This is a genomic window from Streptomyces coffeae, from assembly GCF_016741875.1.
Lineage (GTDB): Bacteria > Actinomycetota > Actinomycetes > Streptomycetales > Streptomycetaceae > Streptomyces > Streptomyces coffeae.
On record NZ_JAERRF010000010.1, the window covers coordinates 165934 to 189511 of the forward strand.

Annotated in this window: 20 protein-coding genes and 1 pseudogene; 13 read left to right on the forward strand and 8 right to left on the reverse strand. The window is 70.2% G+C overall.

What is annotated here, in order from left to right:
- Window positions 1-96 precede the first annotated feature (96 nt).
- Both JK363_RS19345 and JK363_RS19350 read left to right on the forward strand, forming a co-directional pair.
- The gene (locus JK363_RS19345) at window positions 97-858 is read left to right on the forward strand and encodes a DeoR/GlpR family DNA-binding transcription regulator (protein ID WP_201876184.1); all 762 of its coding nucleotides are present in this window, start codon (window positions 97-99) and stop codon (window positions 856-858) included.
- Window positions 855-2228, forward strand: a complete 1374-nt coding sequence (locus JK363_RS19350; RefSeq protein WP_201876185.1) for a 6-phospho-beta-glucosidase — start codon at window positions 855-857, stop codon at window positions 2226-2228. The genes JK363_RS19345 and JK363_RS19350 overlap by 4 nt, the downstream gene beginning before the upstream one ends.
- Before the next feature lie 382 nt (window positions 2229-2610).
- Here JK363_RS19350 and JK363_RS19355 read toward each other — a convergent pair whose 3' ends face one another.
- A complete protein-coding gene (locus JK363_RS19355) occupies window positions 2611-3402 on the reverse strand; it encodes an SDR family NAD(P)-dependent oxidoreductase (protein WP_201876186.1) in 792 nt (263 codons plus the stop codon).
- A gap of 377 nt (window positions 3403-3779) precedes the next feature.
- Between JK363_RS19355 and JK363_RS19360 the strand changes: the two genes are divergently transcribed.
- The 7 genes from JK363_RS19360 (at window position 3780) to JK363_RS19390 (ending at window position 11212) form a co-directional block, all read left to right on the forward strand.
- Entirely contained in the window at window positions 3780-4346 is a 567-nt protein-coding gene (locus JK363_RS19360) for a TetR/AcrR family transcriptional regulator (protein ID WP_201876187.1), read from the forward strand.
- Between the two features lie 356 nt (window positions 4347-4702).
- The gene (locus JK363_RS19365; protein ID WP_201876188.1) at window positions 4703-5464 is read left to right on the forward strand and encodes a DeoR/GlpR family DNA-binding transcription regulator; all 762 of its coding nucleotides are present in this window, start codon (window positions 4703-4705) and stop codon (window positions 5462-5464) included.
- Between the two features lie 76 nt (window positions 5465-5540).
- Window positions 5541-6893: an ABC transporter substrate-binding protein gene (locus JK363_RS19370; protein WP_201876189.1), complete on the forward strand. Its 1353-nt coding sequence runs from the start codon at window positions 5541-5543 to the stop codon at window positions 6891-6893.
- Window positions 6886-7851 carry a carbohydrate ABC transporter permease gene (locus tag JK363_RS19375; RefSeq protein WP_215911061.1) on the forward strand — a complete coding sequence of 322 codons (966 nt, stop codon included), beginning with the start codon at window positions 6886-6888 and terminating at the stop codon, window positions 7849-7851. Before JK363_RS19370 ends, JK363_RS19375 begins: the two co-directional genes overlap by 8 nt.
- On the forward strand, window positions 7848-8726 hold the full coding sequence (locus tag JK363_RS19380; protein WP_201876190.1) for a carbohydrate ABC transporter permease: 879 nt from the start codon (window positions 7848-7850) through the stop codon (window positions 8724-8726). The genes JK363_RS19375 and JK363_RS19380 overlap by 4 nt, the downstream gene beginning before the upstream one ends.
- Complete coding sequence (locus JK363_RS19385; protein WP_201876191.1) at window positions 8723-9712, forward strand: zinc-dependent alcohol dehydrogenase family protein; 990 nt, start codon at window positions 8723-8725, stop codon at window positions 9710-9712. The genes JK363_RS19380 and JK363_RS19385 overlap by 4 nt, the downstream gene beginning before the upstream one ends.
- A 123-nt stretch (window positions 9713-9835) precedes the next feature.
- Window positions 9836-11212, forward strand: coding sequence for an NAD(P)/FAD-dependent oxidoreductase (locus tag JK363_RS19390; protein WP_201876192.1), 1377 nt, complete (start codon window positions 9836-9838; stop codon window positions 11210-11212).
- A gap of 68 nt (window positions 11213-11280) precedes the next feature.
- Here JK363_RS19390 and JK363_RS19395 read toward each other — a convergent pair whose 3' ends face one another.
- Window positions 11281-11844 carry a snapalysin family zinc-dependent metalloprotease gene (locus JK363_RS19395; RefSeq protein ID WP_307821788.1) on the reverse strand — a complete coding sequence of 188 codons (564 nt, stop codon included), beginning with the start codon at window positions 11842-11844 and terminating at the stop codon, window positions 11281-11283.
- A 302-nt stretch (window positions 11845-12146) separates the two neighbouring features.
- On the opposite strand from JK363_RS19395, the gene JK363_RS19400 reads away from it, so the two are divergent.
- The gene (locus JK363_RS19400; protein ID WP_201876193.1) at window positions 12147-12686 is read left to right on the forward strand and encodes a YceI family protein; all 540 of its coding nucleotides are present in this window, start codon (window positions 12147-12149) and stop codon (window positions 12684-12686) included.
- A 97-nt stretch (window positions 12687-12783) separates the two neighbouring features.
- Window positions 12784-14649: a DNA helicase RecQ gene (gene recQ / locus JK363_RS19405; RefSeq protein ID WP_201876194.1), complete on the forward strand. Its 1866-nt coding sequence runs from the start codon at window positions 12784-12786 to the stop codon at window positions 14647-14649.
- 24 nt (window positions 14650-14673) lie between these two features.
- Here recQ and JK363_RS19410 read toward each other — a convergent pair whose 3' ends face one another.
- Both JK363_RS19410 and JK363_RS19415 read right to left on the reverse strand, forming a co-directional pair.
- A complete protein-coding gene (locus tag JK363_RS19410) occupies window positions 14674-17082 on the reverse strand; it encodes a glycoside hydrolase family 65 protein (protein WP_201876195.1) in 2409 nt (802 codons plus the stop codon).
- A gap of 86 nt (window positions 17083-17168) precedes the next feature.
- Entirely contained in the window at window positions 17169-17624 is a 456-nt protein-coding gene (locus JK363_RS19415; protein ID WP_201876196.1) for a lamin tail domain-containing protein, read from the reverse strand.
- Between the two features lie 378 nt (window positions 17625-18002).
- Here JK363_RS19415 and JK363_RS19420 point away from each other — a divergent pair, with 378 nt between their 5' ends.
- The gene (locus JK363_RS19420; protein ID WP_201876197.1) at window positions 18003-19583 is read left to right on the forward strand and encodes a fatty acyl-CoA synthetase; all 1581 of its coding nucleotides are present in this window, start codon (window positions 18003-18005) and stop codon (window positions 19581-19583) included.
- Window positions 19584-19606: 23 nt separating this feature from the next.
- Here the strand turns inward: JK363_RS19420 and JK363_RS19425 are convergent, their stop codons facing one another.
- The 4 genes and pseudogenes from JK363_RS19425 to JK363_RS19440 all read right to left on the reverse strand — a co-directional run.
- Window positions 19607-20542, reverse strand: coding sequence for an SRPBCC family protein (locus tag JK363_RS19425; RefSeq protein ID WP_201876198.1), 936 nt, complete (start codon window positions 20540-20542; stop codon window positions 19607-19609).
- A gap of 6 nt (window positions 20543-20548) precedes the next feature.
- Complete coding sequence (locus JK363_RS19430) at window positions 20549-21097, reverse strand: hypothetical protein (RefSeq protein ID WP_201876199.1); 549 nt, start codon at window positions 21095-21097, stop codon at window positions 20549-20551.
- Window positions 21098-21248: 151 nt separating this feature from the next.
- Window positions 21249-22394 (reverse strand): glutathione-independent formaldehyde dehydrogenase, encoded by a 1146-nt coding sequence (locus JK363_RS19435; protein WP_201876333.1) that lies wholly within the window; start codon window positions 22392-22394, stop codon window positions 21249-21251.
- A gap of 464 nt (window positions 22395-22858) precedes the next feature.
- Window positions 22859-23305: pseudogene (locus JK363_RS19440) on the reverse strand (class I SAM-dependent methyltransferase); the annotation flags it as partial.
- A gap of 36 nt (window positions 23306-23341) precedes the next feature.
- On the opposite strand from JK363_RS19440, the gene JK363_RS19445 reads away from it, so the two are divergent.
- On the forward strand, window positions 23342-23578 hold the full coding sequence (locus JK363_RS19445; RefSeq protein ID WP_307821789.1) for a Scr1 family TA system antitoxin-like transcriptional regulator: 237 nt from the start codon (window positions 23342-23344) through the stop codon (window positions 23576-23578).

Consider the following 23578-nt stretch of genomic DNA (forward strand, 5'->3'; position numbering starts at 1 on the left):
TCATGGACGTGAGCGACACCCTGCACCTGCCTGACGCTCAATGCAAGACATCGGTCACACTCGCGCAAACTCGCTCAGGTGGAGTAGGTTGCCCCCATGCTGCGAGAGACCCGCCACGAGAAGCTGCTGAGCATCCTCGGCGAGGAGGGTGTGCTCCCCATCGGGGAGATCGCCACGCGGCTGGGCATCAGCGAGGCCACCGCCCGGCGGGACATCACCGAGCTGGGCCGGGCCGGGCGGCTCACCCGGGTCTACGGCGGCGCGGTGGCCGCCCCCACCCCGGGCGAGGAGCGCCCGTTCAGCGAGGTGGAGGTCGACGACCTGGCCGAGAAGCAGGCCGTCGCCCGGCGGGCTGCGGAGCTGGTCGCGGACGGCGATGTCCTGCTGCTGGATATCGGCACCACCACCCTCCAGCTCGCCAAGCAGCTGCGCGGACGGCCGGTCACCATCGTGACCAGCAACCTCGCGATCTACGACGAACTGCGTGACGACCCGCGGGTGACGTTGATCCTGCTCGGCGGGCAGGTGCGCGCCAACTACCGGTCGATGGTGGGGTTTCTCACCGAGTCCAACATCCGCCAGCTGCATGTGGGCCGACTCTTCCTCGGTGCGAGCGGGGTGCTGCCGGACGGCAGCGTGCTGGACAGCACCCATGTGGAGGTGCCGGTGAAGCGGGCCATGCTCGAAGCCACCCGCGAGGTGGTGCTGCTGGTCACCACGGGCAAGTTCCCCGGCGAGACCGGTCTCGCCCGGATCTGCGGGCCCCGGCAGATCGACACCCTGATCACCAACGCGGCATCCGATCCGGCGACGCTCGCCGTGTTCCGCGAGGCCGATGTGGAGGTACTGACCGTATGAGGCTGACTGTGCTGGGCGGCGGCGGTTTCCGTATGCCCCTGGTGTACCGGGCGCTGCTGGACGACAGCGGTGACGCGGCCGGGCGCTGCACCGAGCTGGTGCTGTACGACACCGACGCCACCCGGCTCGACGCCATCGGCGCGGTCCTGGCCGAGCAGGCGGCGGGCCGTGCCACCGCCCCCGCCGTACGGGCCACCACCGACCTCGACGAGGCCCTGCGCGGCGCCGACTTCGTGTTCTCCGCCATCCGCGTCGGCGGTCTGGAGGGGCGGGCGCACGACGAGCGGATCCCGCTGGCCGAGGGGGTGCTCGGCCAGGAGACCGTCGGGGCGGGCGGGGTGCTGTACGGGCTGCGCACCCTGCCGGTGGCGGTCCGGATCGCCGAGCGGGTCGCGGCGGTGGCCCCGGACGCCTGGGTCATCAACTTCACCAACCCCGCGGGCATGGTCACCGAGGCGATGCAGCGGGTGCTGGGCGACCGGGTGATCGGCATCTGCGATTCCCCGGTGGGGCTGTGCCGCAGGGCCGCGCGGGCGCTGGGCGCCGACCCGGATCGGGCCTCCTACGACTACGTCGGACTCAACCACCTCGGCTGGCTCCGCCGGGTGGTGGTGGACGGCCGGGACCGGATGCCCGAACTCCTCGCGGACACCGGCCTGTTGGAGTCCTTCGAGGAGGGCAGGCTGTTCGGCGCCGAATGGCTGCGGGCGCTGGGCGCCCTGCCCAACGAATATCTGCACTACTACTACTTCAACCGCGAGGCGGTGGCCTCGATCCGGCAGGCCCCTGCCACCCGCGGTGAGTTCCTCCGGGAACAGCAGGCGCGCTTCTACGCGTCGGCCGCCACCGAGGGCGCGGGAGCGCTGGAGCTCTGGGAGCGGACCCGGCTGGAGCGGGAGGCCACGTACATGGCGGAGAGCCGTGAGGCCTCCGGCGGCTGGCAGCGCGACACCTGCGATCTCGACGGCGGCGGCTACGACCGGATCGCGCTGGCCATCATGCGCGCCATCGCCCGCGACGAGCGGGCCACCCTGATCCTCAACGTCCGCAACCGCACCGCGGTCCCGGGTCTGGACGCCGACGCCGTGGTGGAGGTGCCGTGTCTGGTGGACGCGGGCGGGGCGCGCCCGCTGGCGACCGGTGCGGTGGCCCCGGACCAGCTGGGGCTGATGCTCTCGCTGAAGGCGGTGGAGCGCTCGACCATCGAGGCGGCGGCTTCGGCGGCGACCGGAGCGGGCGCCCGTGCGGGCAGCGCCCGCGGCGCGGCCCTGCGGGCCCTCGCCCTCCATCCGCTGGTGGACTCGGTCAGTGTCGCGGCCCGGATCCTGGACGCCTCGGGGGCGCTCACCCGCGACGCACCCCGCTCCTAGGGCCGGTCCGCGGGGACGGCTCGATCCGGAACGCGCGGTGCCGGAGCCGTCCGGTCCGGGGCGGCGGGTGATGCGCACGAGCGCGGCCCTCGAGCCGGACCGCGACGACCCGGATACGGGTTCCGGCGGGAACTCCGGCTGTGCTTCCGATGGCGTTCAGGCGCGGTGGCCGATCGCCACCGCGGCCGATCGCCACCGCGGTGGCCTCCGGCTGCGCCTGGCGCTCCGCGGGAAGTGCCGCGAGGTGCCGTCATGCGTCCGCGGCTACGTCGTGGCTGGTCGCGCCCACGCGGCGGAGCCGCACATCGACACAGCCCCGCGCCCCTTCGGGGCGCAACCCGAACCGCACCGGACCGCAGCGAGGCCGCTGAGACACAGGCCGCTACCGCTTGTCCCGATGGGCCTCCGCGACCTCCTTGATGGTGCGCTCGGCACTGGAGCCGCGCTGCAACTTCTCCGCGAAGCCGGGGAACTGCCCGGCGATGGCACTGAGCGCCCTCAACTCCACCGGCGCGACATTGACTTCGCAGAGATCGCGCTCGACGGCCCGCATCACTCCCGCCGACACCTGGCCCGGGGAGACCATGCGCACACCGGTCGGCGGGGCGACGCCCGTGGCGGCCCACATACCTGCGTCGCGTACGGCGCTGGGCTGGACGAGAGAGACTCCCACCCCCGTACCGTGCAGGTCCTGGCGGAAGGCGAGCGCGAAGCCGCGCAGCCCGAACTTGGCCGCGCAGTAGAGCGAGGAGTACTTGGTGGCCGTCTTCCCGGAGATCGAGCCGACGAGGACGATATGGCCCCGACCCGCCTCGACCATCCGGGGCGCGAGCGCGCGGGCCAGCATGACGGGGGCATGCAGGTTCACGGTCAGCGCACGGTCGATCTGCTCGGGCGTGTAGTCGAGTAGATCGCCGTTGGAGGGCAGAGCGGCGTTGGCGATCAGAATGTCCGTGTCGGGGCAGGCCTCGGCAAGGTGGCCGACCTGGTCCGGGTCCGCGAGATCGGCGGTGACCACTCGGGCACCGAGCTCGTCGGCGAGCGCCGCCAGGGCATCGGCACGGCGCCCGGAGAGGACCAACTTGGCTCCCTTGGCAGCCAGTTCGCGGGCGATGGTCTGACCGATGCCGCCCGCGGCCCCGGTCAGGAGAATGGTCGATCCTTCGATGCGCATGCGACAAGCCTCTCGAAAACTGTTCGTTCGAACGAACAGTAAGAAGGGCGGGGCGGCCGTGTCAACAGCGGATATCGCCGGGCTCGGGCGCAGGGCGCGCTGCGGGAGACGGCGGGGGCTGACCGCGGACGCGCCGCGGGGTAGCGGTTGCCCCTGCTGGAGGCGGCCGGTCGCGGTCGAGGACGACACCGCCGCGGCCGGAGCCGACGCGCTTCGGCCGCGGCGGTGAGGGCGCCCCGCGAGGCGCCGACGCGCACCTGCTCGGCGGCGTCGTACTGCGGCATCACCGGGCGGCCGGCGGGCCCCGCCGGTCCCCCGGCCGGAGCGGCCCCCGGCCCTTTTCCTGCCGGGAGGGCGCCGGTGGCACAATGACTGCCATGTCCAAGTCCCCCGGAACCCGGCAGAGCATCATCGACGCCGTCCTGCGCGTCATCGGTGAGGACGGCGTTGCCGGGGTCACCAACCGGCGGATCGCCAAGGAGGCCAAGGTCTCCCTCGGCTCGGTCACCTACCACTTCACGACCCAGCACGAGATGTTGCGTGAGAGTCTGCTCCACTTCGTCGCGGAGGAGACCCGGCGCCTCACCGAGCTCGCCGCCCAGTGCCAGACGGACGGGATGGACGCCGATCGGGCCGCCACCACGGTCGGCGAGGTCACCTGGGGTACACAGTTCGACACCAGGCACATCGCGCCCTTCGAGCTCTATGTCCAGGCGGGCCGCGACGAGCGGTTGCGCACCGCGGCCGCGCAGTGCTTCGACGCATACGACCAATTGGCCACCCGGATCCTCACCAGTCTCGGCGTACCCGACGCCGAGCGGCTGGCGAGCAGCGCCGTCGCGCTGATCTTCGGACTGCAACTGCGCAGCCTGGCCACCGGCCTGCCCGCCGAGGAACTCGTCGACGCCATACTGCTGCTGGCACGCGGGGCACAGCACGCCTGACCCCCGGCTCCGGCTCCGGCCGCCCACCGCTGAGCCGTGGGCGGCGAGACCCTGGAAGCGTTCGGCTCCCGGCTGACTCGTGTCCGAACGGGCATCCACCCGCCCTCGCCCGCGCCCGATCGGGCCCCCTGTTCCGGCCCTCGTCGAGCAAACGGGCACCAAACGGGCCCACGAGAGGAAAAACCAGCCATCCTCCATCCGCACCCTTCGTCACTTCACACCCACTGACCTGCTGAGATAACGTTCAAGAAACGGGCATATACGGTCACGATCTCCTCAGCGCTAAGGCTGGCCACCTGATGACGGGCTTGTAAAACTTCCACGCAAGCCAGGAGAGCAACGCAGAGAGGTGCGGTATGGACGCGGAGGAACGCCGTCGGGAGATCCTCGAGACGGCCCGCCGTGCCGGAGCCGTCGATGTCGGCAAGCTCGCCGCGGACCTCGGTGTCTCCAAGGAGACCGTTCGCCGCGATCTGAGTGTGCTGGAGCGACACGGTCTGGTGCGCCGCACCCACGGCGGCGCCTATCCCGTGGAGAGCGCGGGATTCGAGACGACCCTGGCCTTCCGCACCACCATGCACGTCCCCGAGAAGCAGCGGGTCGCGGAGGCGGCGGCCGCGCTGCTGGGCGACGCCGAGACGGTCTTCGTGGACGAGGGGTTCACCCCGCAGCTGATCGCGGAGGCGCTGCCCCAGGACCGTCCGCTCACGGTGATCACCGCCTCCCTCACCACCGCCGGTGGCCTCGCCGAGCGGGAGAACACCACCGTGCTGCTGCTCGGCGGGCGGGTGCGCGGCGGCACCATGGCCACCGTGGACCACTGGGCGACCCATATGCTCTCCGGCTTTGTCATCGACCTGGCCTTCATCGGCGCCAACGGCATCTCCCGGCAGTACGGCCTCACCACCCCCGATCCGGCCGTCAGCGAGGTCAAGGCGCAGGTGGTCCGGGTGTCCCGGCGGAAGATCTTCTCCGGGGTGCACACCAAGTTCGGCGCCGTCAGCTTCTGCCGGTTCGCCGAGGTGTCCGACTTCGAGGCGATCGTGACGGACACCGGGCTCCCGCTGACCGAGGCACATCGCTACTCCCTGCTGGGCCCGCAGATCATCCGCGCCTGACACACCGTCACGCGACCTGCTCCGCCCCGCTGTCACTCCCCGCTCCCTCCCACACGTCCCTTCGATTGGACCTGTCATGCCCGTCCTGACTCTTCGTGCTGCCCGGATACCGCTGGTGGCCCTGACCGCGGGAGCGCTCCTCGCCGGGTGCGCCGGCATGGGGGGCGGTGGCTCCGGCAAGAGCATCAACGTCCTGATGGTCAACAACCCCCAGATGATGGAGTTGCAGAAGCTCACCGCGAAACACTTCACCAAGGAAACCGGCATCAAGGTGCACTTCACGGTGCTGCCGGAGAACGATGTCCGCGACAAGATCAGTCAGGACTTCGCCAATCAGGCCGGTCAGTACGACGTGGCCACCATCAGCAACTTCGAGGTCCCGTTCTACGCCAGGAACGACTGGCTGCTGCCGCTGGACGACCGGGTCGCACACGACCGGGCCTTCGACCAGAAGGACATCCTGCCCCCGATGCGCCAGTCGCTGACCGCCGACGACGGCCGGCTGTACGCCCAGCCGTTCTACGGTGAGTCGTCCTTCTTGATGTACCGCAAGGATGTGTTCGCCGAGAAACATCTGACCATGCCCAAGCGGCCCACCTGGCAGCAGGTGGCCGAGCTGGCGGCCAAGGCCGACGGCGCGCGCACCGGGATGAAGGGCATCTGTCTGCGCGGACTGCCCGGCTGGGGCGAGCTGATGGCACCGCTCACCACGGTCGTCAACACCTTCGGCGGCACCTGGTTCACCAAGGACTGGAAGGCGCAGCTCACCTCCCCCGGGTTCAAGGAGGCGACCAAGTTCTATGTCGACCTGGTGCGCAAGCACGGTGAGGCGGGCGCGCCGCAGTCCGGTTTCGCCGAATGCCTGAACAACCTCACCCAGGGCAAGAGCGCCATGTGGTACGACGCCACCTCGGCCGCCGGATCGCTGGAGGCCGCCGACTCCCCCGTCAAGGGCAAGATCGGCTATGCCCAGGCGCCGGTGGTGAAGACCAAGAGCTCCGGCTGGCTCTACACCTGGGCGTGGGGCATCCAGAAGGCGTCCCGTGCCCACGACAACGCATGGAAGTTCGTCCGCTGGGCCTCCAGCAAGCAGTACGAGCGCCTGGTGGGCAAGACCTTCGGCTGGGCCAACGTCCCGGCGGGCAAACGGGCTTCCACCTACGCAAGCCCCGACTACCGCAAGGCCGCCGGCACCTTCTCGGAGGTCACCCGCGAGGCCATCACCAGCGCCCGGCCACGTGACCCGGGTGTGCAGCAGCGGCCGACCATCGGCATCCAGTTCGTCGACATCCCGGAGTTCTCGGATCTCGGCACCAAGGTCGCACAGGAGATCAGTGCCGCGATCGCCGGAAAGCAGTCCGTCGACGAGGCGTTGAAGAAGTCGCAGAAGCTGGCCGAGAAGGTCGGCGAGGAGTACCGAGATGAGTAATCCCACGACTGCCGCCCCCGTACGCGACCCGCGTCCGCCGGCCGTGACCACCGCCTCGCGGCACACCGCCAAGGTGCCCCGCAACCGCGCCCGCGAGTGGGCCACCCGGGCTCCGCTGATGCCCGCGCTGATCTTCCTGATCGTGGTCACCCAGCTGCCGTTCGTGGCCACACTGGTGATCTCGTTCTTCGACTGGAACGCCTTCCGGCCCGACCATCGCGAATTCACCGGTCTGGACAACTACCGGACCGTGGTCAATGACGAGGGCTTGCGCGAATCCATCCTGACCACGGTGCTGCTGACCGCCGGTGTGGTGATCGTCAGCGTGGTGCTGGGGCTGCTGCTGGCGCTGCTGCTGGACCGGAAATTCCGTGGCCGCGGGCTGGTGCGCACCATGCTCATCGCACCGTTTCTGCTGGTCCCGGTGGCCTCCGCGCTGCTGTGGAAGCATGCGCTGTACAACCCTGAGTACGGTCTGTTCAACGGGGTACTCAACTGGCTGGGCGGGCCCCAGCCGGACTGGATCTCCGATATGCCACTGCTGGCCGTCGAGATGTCCCTGGTGTGGCAATGGACACCGTTCATGATGCTGATCCTGCTGGCCGGGCTCCAGAGCCGCCCCCTGGACATGATCGAGGCGGCCCGGCTGGACGGCGCGGGCAGCTGGCAGATCTTCCGCTATCTCACCCTGCCGCATCTGCGCCGCTATCTGGAGCTGGGCACCCTGCTGGGGTCGATCTACATCGTGCAGAACTTCGACGCGGTGTTCACCCTGACCCGTGGGGGTCTGGACACCGCCAACCTCCCGTACACCATCTACGAGACCTTCTACAACGCTCATGAGTACGGGCTGGCATCCGCGGCCGGCGTGCTGGTGGTGATCGGCACGATCGTCATCGCCACCTTCGCGCTGCGCGTGGTGTCCTCCCTGTTCCGTGAGGAGGTGTCCCGCGCATGACCGCGTCGACCGCCCAGGCGGCCGTCACCGCCATTCCCCCGTCAACCCGCCGGGCCAGGCGCCGCGGTGCCGCGCTCGGACTGCTGGCCTGGTTCACCGGGATCGTGTTCGTCCTGCCGGTGCTGTGGATGGTGCTGACCTCCTTCCACTCCGAGTCCAACGCCGCCACCAACCCGCCATCGGTGACCGCGCCGCTCACCCTGGACGGCTACCGCGAGTTCTTCGGGGCGGGCGGTGGGGCGAGCCCCTGGCCGCCGCTGCTCAACTCCCTGGGCGCGAGCGTGTTCTCCACCCTCTTCGTCCTGGTACTGGCCCTTCCGGCGGCGTATGCGCTGTCCATCCGGCGGGTGCGCAAGTGGACGGATGTGATGTTCTTCTTCCTGTCCACGAAGATGCTGCCGGTGGTGGCCGGTCTGCTCCCGGTGTTCCTGTTCGCCAAGGACACCGGCTTCCTGGACAACATCTGGCTGCTGGTCATCCTCTACACCTCGATGAATCTGCCGATCGCGGTGTGGATGATGCAGTCCTTCCTCGCCGACATCCCGGTGTCGGTGATCGAGGCCGCGCAGATGGACGGGGCGCGGCTGCCCACCGTCCTGGTGCGGGTGATCGCCCCGATCGCCGGTCCGGGGATCGCCGCCACCTCGCTGATCTGCTTCATCTTCAGCTGGAACGAGATGCTCTTCGCCCAGGTGCTCACCGGTGTGGTCGCCCAGACCGCCCCGGCCTTCCTGACCGGCTTTGTCACCAGCCAGGGGCTGTTCCTCGCCCAGGTGTGTGCCGCGTCCGTCGTCATTTCCCTGCCGGTGCTGGCCGCCGGCTTCGCCGCCCAGGACAAACTGGTCCAGGGCTTGTCTCTAGGAGCAGTCAAATGAGGGCCGCCGTCATCGAAGCCCCCGGCAAGGTCACCGTCGAAACCGTTCCGGACCCCACGCCGGGCCCCCGCGAGGTGGTGGTCGATGTGGCGGCGTGCGGTCTGTGCGGCACCGATCTGCATATTCTCCAGGGCGAGTTCGCCCCCACACTGCCGATCGTCCCGGGGCACGAGTTCGCCGGGCAGGTGGTGGGCGTCGGCAGCGCTGTCACCGAGCTGGCGGTGGGTGACCGGGTGGCGGTGGATCCGTCCCTGCACTGCCACGAGTGCCGCTACTGCCGGATCGGGCGGGGCAATCTGTGCGACAACTGGAACGCCATCGGGGTCAGTGTCCCCGGCGGCGCCGCCGAGTTCGCCGTCGCCCCGGTGGCCAACTGCGTCAAGCTGCCGGAGCACGTGGCGACGTCGGACGCGGCCCTCATCGAGCCGCTGTCCTGCGCCGTGCGCGGCTATGACGTCCTGCACGGCAATCTGGGCGCGGAGGTGCTCATCTACGGCTCGGGCACCATGGGCCTGATGATGCTGGAGCTGGCCAAACGGACCGGCGCCACCACGGTGGACATGGTGGACATCAACCCCGAACGGCTGGCCACCGCAAGCACACTGGGCTGTTCCCGGTCCGCCGGCTCGCCGGAGGAGCTGGAGCAGCCGCGCGGCTGGGACGTGGTCATCGACGCCACCGGCAACCAGGCCGCCATTCAGGACGGACTGGGCCGGGTGGCCAAAGCCGGAACGTTTCTCCAGTTCGGAGTCTCCGACTACGCGACACGGGCCACGGTCGAGCCGTACAAGATCTACAACCAGGAGATCACCATCACCGGTTCGATGGCCGTGCTGCACAGCTATGAGCGCGCCGCCGGACTGTTCGCCTCGGGCGTCCTGGACCCGGAGATCTTCATCAGCCACCGGCTGCCGCTCGAGGAGTACCCCGCGGCGCTGGAGCAGTTCGCGTCCGGCCAGGGCCGCAAGATCGTGGTGGTGCCGTAGCACTCCGGCGCACACGGCGCACCGGTGGGGAGGGCACTCGCCCTCCCCACCGGCGTGGTTGACGCCCCCTCCCCCGGGCCCCAGGCTTGGGCCGATGCGATCTTGGGCCAGGGAGGGTACGGAATGAACGGCGCGGCGGTAGTGGTGGGCGGAGGGCTGGCGGGGACGCTGGCGTTAGGCGCTCTGATCGGTCAGGTCGGCACGGTCACCGTCATCGAGCGGGACCGCTATCCGGAGGATCCGGTGTTCCGCAAGGGGGTGCCCCAGGGACGCCATCTCCATGTCTTCCTCAGCGGCGGCCAGCGGGCCCTGGAGACGCTTCTCCCGGGCACCCTCGCGGAGTTGGCGGCGGCGGGCGCGCACCGGATGGAGGCGCCGCGCGATGTGATCACCAGGACCGCCAGCGGCTGGCAGCGCCGTTTCCACGAGGGCAGGCACTCCGTGCTCAGCTGCACCCGCCCGCTGTTCGACGCCACCGTACGGGCCCGGGTGCTCGCCGAGGCGGCCCGCTCCGGCACCCGGGTGGAGGTGCTGGAGGCGACCGAGGCCATCGGACTGCTGGGCACGGCGGACCGGGTGAGCGGGGTACGGGTGCGGGCGCGCGACGCGGAGCGCGCCGAGCGCGACATCCGTGCCGATCTGGTCGTCGACGCCTCCGGGCGCTCCTCGCGCGCTCCCCAGTGGTTCGGGGAACTCGGCCGCCCCGCGCCGCGCGAGGAGGTGGTCGACGCCGGGATCGGCTACTCCACCCAGATGCTGCGGCCCGCCGAGCCGCTGGACATGTCGATGGTCGTCGAGCCGCGGCCCAACTGCCCGCGCGGCGCCGCGTGGTCGCCCGTCGAGAACGGCAACTGGCTGCTGACGATGGCCGGAGTGCGCGGCCACCATCCGCCGACCGAAAGCGCAGAGGTGCTGGACTTCATCGCCTCGCTCGACGAACCGCATCTGCACGAGCACGTGAGCGGCTGCACACCGGTGTCCCCGCCGTTCGGCTACCGGGACACCGCCAACCGCCGCCGCTCCTACCACGCCCCGGGCGGTGTGCCCGAGGGCTTCATCGCGGTCTCGGACGCCGCGTGCACCTTCAACCCGATCTACGGCCAGGGCATGTCGGTGGCCGCGCTGAGCGCTCTCGCCCTGCGCGACTGCCTGGTCAAGGGGGGTCTGCGGCCGGGTTTCGCGGCCGTGGCGCAGCGGGCGGTGGCCCGCGCCAGTGACACCGCGTGGCTGACCGCCGTGGGCGCCGACCGGCCCTATGCCGCGGCCGAGGACGCGACCCCGCCGGGCGCCGCCGAGCGGATCCAGACCTGGTACTTCGGCCGTCTGGTCGCGCGGGCGACGATCGACCCGGTGGTGGGCGCGGCCTTCCGCGACCTCACCCACCTGGCCGCGCCCACGTCCCGGCTGCTCTCCCCCGCCGTCGCGCTGCGGACGGTGCTGCTGCCGCGCCGCGGGGGGCTTCCGACGCCGCCGCTGCGGGTCGAGGAGACGGTGCGGTAGGGGCGGGCCGTGGAGGTTCTCCGGCCCGCCCCGTCGAGCGTTCGCTCAGCTCGCTCCCGCGCGCCGGATCAGTCCGCGTAGACGGTGGTCCGTGCGGTGCCCGAAGTGACCGCCGCGCCGCCGAAGTTGTCCTCGACCTCGGCCTTCTCGGAGGCGTCGGGGTTGGGGTTGGCACAGGACGTCCCGGCCGTGGAGCCGGACATCAGGCTGGAGCACGGGCCCGGTTTCTTGTCGGGCAGCCCCAGGATGTGGCCGAGCTCGTGGGAGGAGATCCGCACGGTGTTGTAGCCCTGGTCGACGGCCTGGCGGCCGAAGTAGACGGTGCCGCTGCCCAGCCCGTCGACCGCGGCGCGCGGCCAGCCGTCGTCCGCGACGATACGGACGTTCGCCCGCTGACCGGAAGTGGCGGGCTTGAGCTGGACGTTGGTCACGCTCTCGTTCCACACGGCCACGCCCTTGGAGACCGCGTCCTTGAACTCGGCCGCCCCGGAGGCATCGTAGGTCACCACCCGGGCTGCGGCGTGTTCGGCCTGCGGGCCGGCGGCAGGGGCGGCCACGGCCTGTCCGCCCGCCAGGGCGAGGGTCGCCGCCACGGCGGCTGGTAAGGCGCGCACAAGCCTTCTGGATGTCACGATCGGCCTCCTTGTGGGGGAAGGAACCTTTTGGGCTTCTGGCTTCTGGCTTCTGGCTTCTGGCTTCTGAACGTGAACATGACGCACCGCCATGCTCATCGGCCACCATGCCCACCCCGGACCCCGTCCAACCGGCGGTCCCTCCTCCGTTTTATCCGGTGGGAGCCACCCGTTCGGCCCAGCGCCCGCCGTCCCGGCCGCCGCGGGGGCCGTGCCCCGAGCGGGGGAACGCCGCCGCGACAACGGCCCGGGGGCTGTTTAGCCTTCAGGGACATATGCCGTCTGTGAAGGACGTGAGCGCCATGACGGACACCACCGACACCAACACCGCCTCCCCCGCTTCCCCCGCCACCGGCCACTGGCGCCTGGACGCCGACCGGTCCTCGGTCCGTCTCCGGCACCGGACCATGTGGGGACTGGTCAATGTCAAGGGCGCCTTCACTCGGGTGGAGGGCGACGGCGAAGTGAGGCCCGACGGCTCCGCACACGGCAACCTGGCCATCGACGCCGCCTCGCTGGACACCGGCAACCGCAAACGCGACACCCATCTGCGCGGCCCGGAGTTCTTCGACGTGGAGAACCATCCGCGGATCGTCTTCACCGTGACCGACGCGTCCCCCGAGGGCAGCGGCGCGGCACGGGTCAACGGCGTGCTGACCATCGTCGGCCGCAGCCACCCGATGACGTTCACCGCCCGGCTCGACGAGGTGGCCAAGGACACCGTCACCCTCACCGCGGAGGTCGTGATCGACCGCCATGACTTCGGGATGGCCGCGAACCCCGGCGGCATGATGACGGGCGCCGCCACCGTGTCCGTCGCCGCCCGCTTCACCCGCCATTAGCCGTCCGGGCACCCGTCCGGACACCCGCCCGCCGGCAGGTCCGCGCCCGGGGCGCACACGTTTCGTGGGCCCCGGCGCGGCCCCCTAGAATCGCCGGATGGCTCTCCCGGAAAACGGTCCCGAACCCGGCAACGGTCCCGACGGCAGCGAGGCGGAGCGCGTACTGCGCCGCGTCTTCGGCTACGACGCGTTCCGCGGAGGTCAGCGGGAGATCATCGAGCATGTGGTGGCCGGTGGTGACGCGCTGGTCCTGATGCCGACCGGCGGCGGCAAGTCGCTGTGCTACCAGATCCCCGCGCTGGTCCGTAAGGGCGTGGGGGTGGTGGTCTCACCGCTCATCGCGCTGATGCAGGACCAGGTGGACGCTCTGCGCAACCTCGGGGTGCGGGCCGGTTTCCTCAACTCCACCCAGGATCCGGACGAGCGGCGGCTGGTCGAGGCCGAGTTCCTCGCGGGCGAGCTGGATCTGCTGTATCTGGCGCCGGAGCGGCTGCGTCTGGAGTCCACGCTGCGGCTGCTGGAGCGGGGCACGGTCTCGCTGTTCGCCATCGACGAGGCGCACTGCGTGGCCCAGTGGGGACACGACTTCCGGCCCGACTACCTGGCCCTGTCCGAGTTGCACGAACGCTGGCCCAGCGTGCCCCGGATCGCGCTCACGGCGACCGCCACCGAGGCCACCCACTCCGAGATCGCCTCACGGCTGAAGCTCCAGGACGCCCACCACTACGTGGCCAGCTTCGACCGCCCCAACATCCAGTACCGGATCGCCGCCAAGAACGACCCCAAGCGACAGCTGCTGGAACTGCTGCGCACCGAGCACACGGGCGACGCGGGCATCGTCTACTGCCTGTCCCGCGCCTCGGTGGAGAAGACCGCCGACTTCCTGGTGAGCAACGGGATCGAGGCGCTGCCGTACCACGCGGGTCTTGACGGGCTCACCCGCGCCGAGCACCAGGCGCGGTTCCTGCGGGAGGACGGTCTGGTGGTGGTGGCGACCATCGCCTTCGGCATGGGCATCGACAAACCGGATGTGCGGTTCGTGGCCCATCTGGACCTGCCCAAGTCCGTCGAGGGCTACTACCAGGAGACCGGCCGCGCGGGGCGGGACGGCCTGCCGTCCACCGCCTGGCTGGCGTACGGGCTCCAGGACGTCATCCAGCAGCGGAAGATGATCGACACCTCGGAGGGCGACGAGGCCCACCGGCGGCGGCTGGGCGCTCATCTGGAGGCCATGCTGGCGCTGTGCGAGACCGTCGCATGCCGCCGGGTCCAGCTGCTGGACTACTTCGGGCAGCAGAGCGGTCCGTGCGGCAACTGCGACACCTGTCTGACCCCGCCGGAGTCCTGGGACGGCACCATCCCCGCGCAGAAGCTGCTGTCCACGGTGGTCCGGCTGAAGCGGGAACGGAACCAGAAGTTCGGCGCGGGCCAGATCATCGACATCCTGCTCGGCAAGAAGACGGCGAAGGTCATCCAGTTCGACCATGACGCACTGTCGGTGTTCGGCGTCGGCACCGAGCTGCGCGAGGCCGAATGGCGCGGTGTGGTACGGCAGTTGCTGTCACAGGGGCTGATCGGTGTCGAGGGCGACTACGGCACGCTGGTGCTCACCGAGGGCAGCGCCGCGGTGCTGACCCGGCAGCGCGAGGTCAGACTGCGGCGGGAGCCGGAGAAGGCCGCCCGCGCGGCGAAGTCCGCCAAGGCGGCCAGGCCCAAGAGCGCGGAGGCGTCCGCCGAACTGCCCGAGGAGGCGGTGCCGGTCTTCGAGCGGCTGCGCGCCTGGCGCGCCGCCTCCGCGAAGGAGCAGGGTGTCCCGGCGTATGTGATCTTCCATGACGCCACGCTGCGGCAGATCGCCACCGAGCGTCCCACGACCCTGGAGGTGCTGGCCACGGTGAACGGTGTCGGGGAGAACAAGCTGGCCAAGTACGGGCAGCAGGTCCTGGACGCCCTGGCGGAGTAGCCGCCGGGGCTGGTACCGCGGCCGTCAGCCGAGCGGCAGCGGCAGCCAGATGGACTCGCCGGGCGCGACGGTCAGCGTGCGGTCCGGGAGCCGCAGCTCGATGGGCGGCTCCTCCGAGTCCGGCACCCTGATCCACAGCCGCCCGGAGCGCAGCCGCAGCACGATCCCCCAGTGGCCGCGGTAGCGCACGGACACCGCGTACTCCGAGAGTTCCGGCAGCGGCACCGGGTCCAGCCACAGGGCGTCCTCACGGGTCTCCAGACCGGTGAGGCCGCGCTGCACCAGATCGAGGGTGCCGCCCATGGCGCCGAGGTGGATGCCTTCCGCGGTGGTACCGCCCTGGATGTCGGCCACATCACCGGCCAGCGCCTCCTGGCAGTACCGCCATGCCTCGGCACGGCGGGCCCGTGCCAGCACCCAGCCGTGCACCAGCCCGCTGAGGGTCGAACCGTGGCTGGTGCGGCGCAGGTAGTACGCGACCGTGGCGTGCCAGGTCTCGTCGTCGAGGCCGTAGCCGAGCTGATGGAAGAGCTCGGCCAGTTCGGCGGGCGAGAAGAGGTAGCCGAGCATCAGCGCGTCGGCCTGTTTGGACGCCTGGTAGCGGTTGACGGTGTCGCCCTCGGACTCCAGGATCCGGTCCAGGCGGCGGATGTCGCCGTAGCGTGCGCGATAGCCGTCCCAGTCCAGCTCGGCCAGGTCCTGGTAGCCGTCGAACTGGCTGATGACGCCCTGGTGGAAGGGGATGCGCAGCCGCCGGGAGACATCTTCCCAGTGCTCCGGTTCGGCGCGGTCCAGGCCGATGCGCTCGAACAGTTCGCGCCGCCGCGGCTCGGGCAGGGTGCGGGTCAGCTCCAGGGCGCGGCTGAGCACCCAGGCGGCGGTGACATTGGTGTACGCGTTGTCGTCGAGGCCGGGCTGCTGGGCGCCGGGGTAGCCGTCGTGGTACTCGTCGGGGCCGACCACCCCGCGGATGCGGTACCGGCCGTGGTCCGGGTCGAGGACGGCGGCGTCCGCCCAGAACCGGGCGATCTGCACCAGCATCTCCGCGCCCTTGGTGTGCAGGAAGTCGGTGTCATTGGTGGCCTGGCAGTACTGCCACACGTTGTACGCCACGGCCGAGCCGACGTGGTGCTGCAACCGCGAGTAGTCGGGCAACCAGCGGCCCGAGCGCGGGTTCACATGGAGGATCTGGGTCTCCTCACGGCCGTCGCTGCCGCTCTGCCAGGGGTACATCGCACCGGCCCGCCCGGCGTCCGCCGCCGCCCGGCACGCCTGGGGCAGCCGGCGGTGCCGGTAGTGCAGCAGGGCCCGGGACACCTCGGGGAAGTGCAGATTCAGATACGGCAGGACGAACAGCTCGTCCCAGAACACATGGCCGCGGTACGCCTCACCGTGCAGTCCGCGCGCGGGTACGCCCACGTCCAGCTCGGCGGTGTGCGGGGAGAGCGTCTGGAAGACGTGGAACAGATGCAGCCGCAGGATGCGGCCCGCCTCACCCGGCACCTCCAACGCGCCCTCGCGCCACAGGTGTTTCCACGCGGTGTGGTGCGAGGCCAGCAGCCCGGCGAAGTCCGGGGCGCGCTCCACACGGTCGACGGCGGCGCACAGCGGATCGGCGATCGCCGCGTCCCTGGAGGTGTGCACCGCCACGGTTTTCTCCACCGTGACGGGTGCCTCGGAGGTGATCGGTACGGTCAGCTCCCGGACGGCCCCGGTCCCGGTGAGGCGCTGTCCGGTGGTGGCGGCCACGCCCTCGGTCACCCGGGTGCGCGCGGCCATGGCCACCCGTACGTCGGAAGCCGAGGTACGGCAGCTCAGCCACACCGTGTCGGCCGCGGCGACCCCGGTGCGCAACTCGGTCAGATGGTGCCCGGCCAGATCGCGGTAGCGGGCCACCCCCGCGTTGGCCACGGCGCCGTCGAGCCCGGACTCGATCTCGACCGTGCCCGACCAGCCCACGGCGGTGAAGGTGGTCCGCTGTGCCGCCAGATGGGGATCGCCCATGTGGACCAGCCGCCGCTGCTCCACGACGAGCACCCGGCGGTGGCGGTCGGTGAACCGCAGCCGCCGGGTGAGCGTGCCGTGCTGCATATCGAGGGTCTGCCGGTACTCGGTCAGTCCCTCGCCGTCGGGCGTGAGCCAGGGGCCGGGGCCGGGCGCGGCGGGGTCCGGCCCGGAGAGCCGGTAGCGCAGCGGGAGCCAGTCCGGCAGGTTGACCAGGTCCTCGTTCTCGACCTGCCCTCCGGCGATCTCCGACACCAGCCGGTTGTAGCAGCCCGCGGCATAGGTGCCCGGGTAGTGCACCTCGTCGGCCGCGGTCTCGGAGGCCGCCCCCCGGGTGGCCAGGTAGCCGTTGCCCAGGGTGCACAGCGACTCCCGCAGCCGCTCCTCCGCGGGCGCGTAGCCCTGGTACTCCCACACCCAGTCCGACACGGCCGCTCACCGGCTCTCGCTCCTCGACACTCCCATTGTCGTCGGGGGCGGGGCGGTGCACCGGTCGGATGGCGCCACCGGGGTGGTCAGCAGAGCTTGTAGTCGACGCGGCTGCTGTTGTACGAGCAGGTGTCGACGGTGGATCCGCTGCTCTTGCGCAGCGTGGCCTTGTCACTGGTGTTGTTCCAGACGTACGCCCGGCGGTCCTGGTACTTGGTGGCGGAGGTGTCCGAGCCGGTGCCGGTGCGCACGGTCACGGTCTTGCCCGCGCCGAGGGTGTAGCTCGGGAAGGTGTACGTGTGGTTGCTCGCGTCCACCAGCACCCAGCCCTTGAGGCTGACCCCGCGTGAGGTGGAGTTCTTGATCTGGACGTATTCGGCATTGAGGCTGGAGTTGCTGCCGTTGTCGCTGCCGGGAGAGTCGTAATAGATCTTGGACAGGTGGACCGAGCCCGCGGCTCCGGCGGGCGCCGCGGGGTACAGCAGCGCGGCGGCGCAGCCGACGGCGAGCAGGGCGCCGGTGCGAGCGGCAGTTCGGGACATACGTCTCCCCCTTGCGTGTGGTGCGTGATGAGCGTGATGGCACAGGACGGACGGGCGGCCGCGTCCGAAGATGGTTTGGAGTCGGCGAGATGACTCCTTCGGTGCGGCCGCCCGTCCGTCTTCCCCCCACTTTGTGTGGAGCACCAGAGTGGCCCGCCGAGAGCCCCGGCGGCAGGGCTGCGCGGCCCTTGAGACGGGGCCGTCCGGCCCCTGGTCCGGTGGGGTGCGATATGGGCGGTGACGGGCCGGTCCGGACCCGGCGGCCACCGCGGCGCGGCGACTACGGTGACGACGGTGACGACGTCACTCTTGAAGCCCGCCCCGGGGCGTGTCAGCGTGGCGATCCGTCCCTCCACCCCGCCACCTCGGGAGACACCGGTGACCGCATCCTCGCTGCCCGTGGACATCGTGCGCGCCCGCCGCCACGGCATCGCCGATCTGCTGTCGCGCACCGCGCTGCGGCTGCCGCACAAGACCGCCGTGGTCGACGGTCCGCTGCGGCAGACGTTCGCCGAACTCGACGCGGTGGTGGACCGGACCGCGGGCGCGCTGGCCGCACGCGGAGTGGTCCCGGGCGACCGGGTGGTGCTGTACGCGCGCAACGCACACGGCTTTGTGGTCGCCTACTTCGCGCTCGCCCGGCTGGGCGCGGTGTCGGTCCCGGTCAACTTCATGCTGACTCCGCCCGAAGTCGCCTATGTGCTGGACCATTCGGGGGCCGTGGGGATCATCGCCGGCGTGGATCTGCTCGACGCCGCCGACGCCGCGCTGGCGGAGGCGGCGCCACCACGTCTCGTGGTGCGGGCGGCGATCGGCGGCGGGCACGGCGAGTGGGAGGACCTCGCGGCGCTGGGCGAGGAGGACGGCCACCGGGTCCCCGACCCCGCTCTGACGGACGACGATCCGGTGCAGCTGATGTACACCTCGGGGACCGAGTCCCGGCCCAAAGGCGCCATCATGACCAGCCGCAATCTCATCTCCCAGTATCTGACGGCGATCGTGGTCGGCGATATGTCGGCCGATGACGTCGAGATCCACGCGATGCCGCTGTACCACTGCGCCCAGTTGCACGCGTGTCTCACCCCGGACATCTATCTGGGCGCCACCTCCCTGGTGCTGCCCGGCCCGGATCCGGCGACCCTGCTGGCCACCATCGAGGCGGAGCGGGTGACCAAGCTGTTCGCGCCGCCGACGGTGTGGATCGCGCTGCTGCGCCATCCGGAGTTCGGCACCCGCGATCTGTCGTCGTTGCGCAAGGGCTACTACGGCGCGGCGTCGATGCCGGTGGCCGTACTGGCCGAGCTGCGCCACCGGCTGCCGGGGCTGGCGCTGTACAACCTCTACGGCCAGACCGAGATGTCCCCGATCGCCACCGTACTGGGCCCGGACGACCAGGAGCGCAAGGCCGGATCCGCGGGGCGGGCCGCACTCAACGTCGAAACGCTGGTGGTGGACGAGGACGACCGTCCGGTGCCGCCGGGCACGACCGGCGAGATCGTGCACCGGGGCCCGCACACCATGCTCGGCTACTGGCGGGACCCCGAGCGCACCGCGGAGGCGTTCCGTGGCGGCTGGTTCCACAGCGGCGATCTGGGGGTGATGGACAACGAGGGGTATCTGACCGTCGTCGACCGCAAGAAGGACATGGTGAACACCGGCGGGGAGAACGTGTCCGGGCGCGAGGTGGAGGAGGTCATCCACAGCCATCCGGCCGTCACCGAGGCCGCGGTGTTCGGGGTGCCGCATCCGTACTGGATCGAGGCGGTGACGGCGGTCGTGGTGCCCCGGCCGGGTGAGACGGTGGACGTCCAGGACATCCTGGACCACTGCCGCTCCCGGCTCGCGGGCTACAAAGTGCCCAAGTACGTGGCGCTCGCCGAATCCTTGCCGAAGAACCCCAGCGGGAAGATCCTCAAGCGTCAACTCCGCACGGTCTACGCGCACTTGGGTGAGATCTGAGCGCCGATCGGTGATCGGTACGGTCAGCGGCGGGGCGAGCGCCGCCGCGGCGCCTCGTCCTCCTCTTCCTCCTCGCCGTACTCCTCGCCCTCGTACTCTTCGTCCTCGTCGTACTCGTCTTCGTCCTCGTCGTACTCGTCGCCCTCGTCGCCTTCGTCGCCCTCGTCTTCTCCGTCCACGACCTCGCCCTCGTGGATCTCGCCGCGCCAGCCCTCGATCTCGTCGGGGTTGAGCAGCACTTCGGCCATCAGATGGCGGCGGAAGTGCTTCAGTTCCAGGCGCACCCGGCGGCCCTGGGCCCGCCAGATGTTTCCGGTGCGCTCGAAGAAGCCCTGCGGGTAGTACTGGAGGACCACCATGATCCGGGTGAGCTCGGGGGCGATCTCATGGAAGGTGACCGCGCCGTTCACATGGCCCTTCTCGGCCTGTGAGGTCCAGATGATGCGCTTGTCCGGCACCTGCTCGACGATCTCGGAGTGCCACTTGCGGTGCGACCAGAAGACCTGCGCCTTCCAGTCCAGCTCGGTGTCGGACTCCTGCGAGACGTCCTCGACCTTCTTCATATAGCTGGGGAAGTCCTCGAACTGGGTCCACAGGTCGTAGGTGAGCGAGACGGGCGCGCCGACATCGATCTGCTCGACGATATTGGTGACCTTCAGCGACTTGTCCCGCCCGCCCCCCTTGCCACCGCCCAGCCCCGGGACCACTTCCTCGACCTTGTCCACCGCCTTGTCCTTGACGGTCTCCAACCCCGCCTTCACCAGCGGCTTCACGGGTACGTCCAGACCGCCTCCGGCCTTGCCCACGGCCTGCTTGCCGCGCTGGGTCACCGAAGACACGGCCTTCTGCCCCAGGGCGCCCACGAGGTTCCGCGCCTCCTTCTTCAGGCGCTCGGTGGGCAGTTCCTGGACGAGGGCACCGAGCCCTCCCGAGCCTTGTTCATCCGCCTTCCGCGCCATAGGCCCTCACCCCTGACTCCGCCGTCCGGACCCTCCGGACTCGCTCCGCTTCCGGGTCTTCGCCGGGCGGTCGGCGGCCGGTTTCCGCCGCCGGTCCTCGCTCCGGCTCCGCTCCGCGCCCCGCGGCCGCTCCCCGCTCGGGCCGCGCCCGCCGGACCGCGCGGCGGAAGTGCTCTTGCGCTCCCGCGCCCTGCCCTTCGCCTCCCGCTCGCCGGAGGTCTTCCGCTCCTCGGACGTATCCGGCTCCTCGGACGTGTCCGGCTCCTCGGACGTGTCCCGGCCGCGCAGTGTGCTCGCCCGGCGCTCCAGCCGGTCACTCAGAGCGTCTATACGATGACTGGCCGCCGACACGACGGCCGACCGTCCCGCGGACGCCACCTGACCGCGGACATCGCGGCCCAGCTTGCCGATGTCCGAGGTGGGCAGGACATCCGTGCCGCGGGACGCGAGTCGCTTGCCCGCCGCCATGCCGGCGAGCGCGACGGCCCACCGCATCCTGCGACGGCGCCCGAAGAGGTAACCGCTGGCGAAGGCCAGCGCCGCCTCGCTCTTCATGATCGGTCCTCCTCACCGCCACCGGAGCACGGCCGCCACTCGAAGAGCCCCCATACACGGGCCTCACTTTCGAGTATGTCGCATTCACCCCATTTATGAATTTCGTGGATTCCCGAGATTCCGAGATTCCGGGGATCCGGGAGTTCCACGGTCAGGCCGCCAGCGCCGGGTGCAGCACCACCTTGGTGTAGCCCTCGATCCGCTGATCGAACTTCTCGTACGCCGACGGCGCCTGGTCCAGTGGGAGTTCATGCGAGACCACGAAGCTCGGTGTGGCGCGACGGGCAATGATCATGTCGCGCAGCTGACGGTTGTACCGCTTGACGCTGCACTGGCCGGTGCCGATCCGCTGCCCCTTCTCAAACATCCGGCCGATGGAGAGGAGGAGCTCACCGTGTCTGGCGTGCTCGTCGGGGCCGCCGGGGTCGGAGGGCACATACAGGCCCGGCACCCCGAGCATCCCGGTCGGCCGCACGGTGTCCACCAGCCCGTTGAGGACGATCGCGGGCTCCTCGTGGCCGGCGTCGCGGGACTGGGCCTGGTACCCCACCGCGTCCACCCCCTTGTCGGTGCCCTCCCCGCCGGTCCGGTCCTTGATCTGCTCGGCCGGGTCGCCCTTGGTGAAGTCGATGGGAATCGCCCCGATCTCCTCGGCCTTGGCCAGCCGTTCGGGCACCCGGTCCACCACGAACACCTTGGCGGCACCGCGCAACAGGGCCGAGTAGGCGGACATCAGCCCCACCGGTCCGGCGCCGTAGACGACCACGCTCTCACCCAGGGAGACCTGTGCCAGCTCGCACCCGTGATAGCCGGTCGGGAAGATATCGGCGAGCAGAACGAAGTCGGTCTCGAACTCATCGCCTTCGGGCAGCTTCAAACAGTTGAAGTCGGCGTAGGGCACCCGCAGATGTTCCGCCTGGCCACCGGTGTACGGCCCCATCGCCACATAGCCGTAAGCACCGCCCGCGAAGCCGGGGTTGACGGTCAGACAGAAGCCGGTGTTGCCGGCCAGGCAGTTCTTGCAGAATCCGCAGGCCACGTTGAACGGCATGACCACGCGGTCCCCCGTGGACAGCGAGGTGACGCCGGAGCCGGTTTCCTCGACGATGCCCATGTTCTCGTGTCCGAAGACGATGCCCGGCCGGGCCGCCATACGCCCCTCGTACATATGCAGGTCCGCACCGCAGATCGCACTGGAGGTGATCCGTACGAGCACATCGTTGGGATGCTCGATCCGGGGATCGTCGACGTCCCTCACGGCCACGGTGAAGGGCTCTTCGTAGACAACGGCTTTCACCTCGACCACCTCCGCGTCGGTCGCCTGCGGACCGGCGGCGGCGGACAAGGCGGGCGCCGAAGACACGGGACCGGTCCGGGCCCCGGTCACGCCGTGGCCCCGGTGCGATCACACTTCACCGCCGGATACGTTCCCAGGAAACCGCCGTCCGGCAGGGGCCGCAACCGCGGCCCCCACCAGGCCGGGGACTCGCTCTCCCTCGCGGGAAGCCACGGGTCGAGAGTAGCTCTGCCCGCGGTCAGCTCAGATCCTCCGAGGCGTGTTCACTGTGCGGAGCTGCCCGCTTTCGTGGCGTCCAGTGCATGAGAGATCACCACTTCGCTGGAGTCCAGAGCGACTGAGAGCGTGCGGTGCAGTGCCTCCGGGACAGCCCCCACCCCGAGGCTGCAAGATCGGAGCAAGACGGTCAGTCCCGGCTTGGCTTCGTGATTGAGGCAGGTGCTGACCAGATCGGTCAAGCAGTCGTCGAGGGGCTGGATCTCGAACTTGGCCTCGCGACCGCGGTACTCGCGGTCCCAGGTGCGAATGGCGTCCGCGACCTGTGCGGCCAGCTCATCGCTGCCGGGCCCATGGCCGATGACGCCGAACTCCCACAGCTTGCCGCCCCCAGCGGTCTTCTGGTCTGAGAGGCGTCGGGCGAGGTACGTCAGGGCGCCTCTTTCGACCGCGGCAGTCGACGAAGGGTACGGGTCATCGGTGAGGACGGTGCCCTTGGCGTCCTGCGGGAAGAGCATGCGGATCAGGCCAGAAGGCAACGAGCAGGAGACGAACAGCTCCATCCACTCCGGTGACTCCATGGCGCGGACCATCATGCCGGTCCATTCCTCGTGGCGCGGCTGCTCCAGGACTCCGGCCAGAGCCTGAGCGTCGATGGGCTGCCCAGCAGGCGCCTGGATCAGTACGAGGAAATCACACGGCTGTCGGAACTCGACCATGTCAAGATCCAGGTGCTGCCCCTCAACGGTCGGGGGTATCGCGCGAGCAGCGACTTGGCCATCCTCGACCTGGGTGATGGACTGCCCCCGATGGTGCAGGTGGACAACGCTTGGGCTGCGGTCTCGACTTCGGACAAGCCCAAGGAGGTGGCTCGGTTCACCCGTAGGTTCAACCAGATGATCGCCTCGGCGCTCCCGTCCGAGGAGACACCCGAATTCATGCAACGACTAGAGATCTTCAATGGCTGA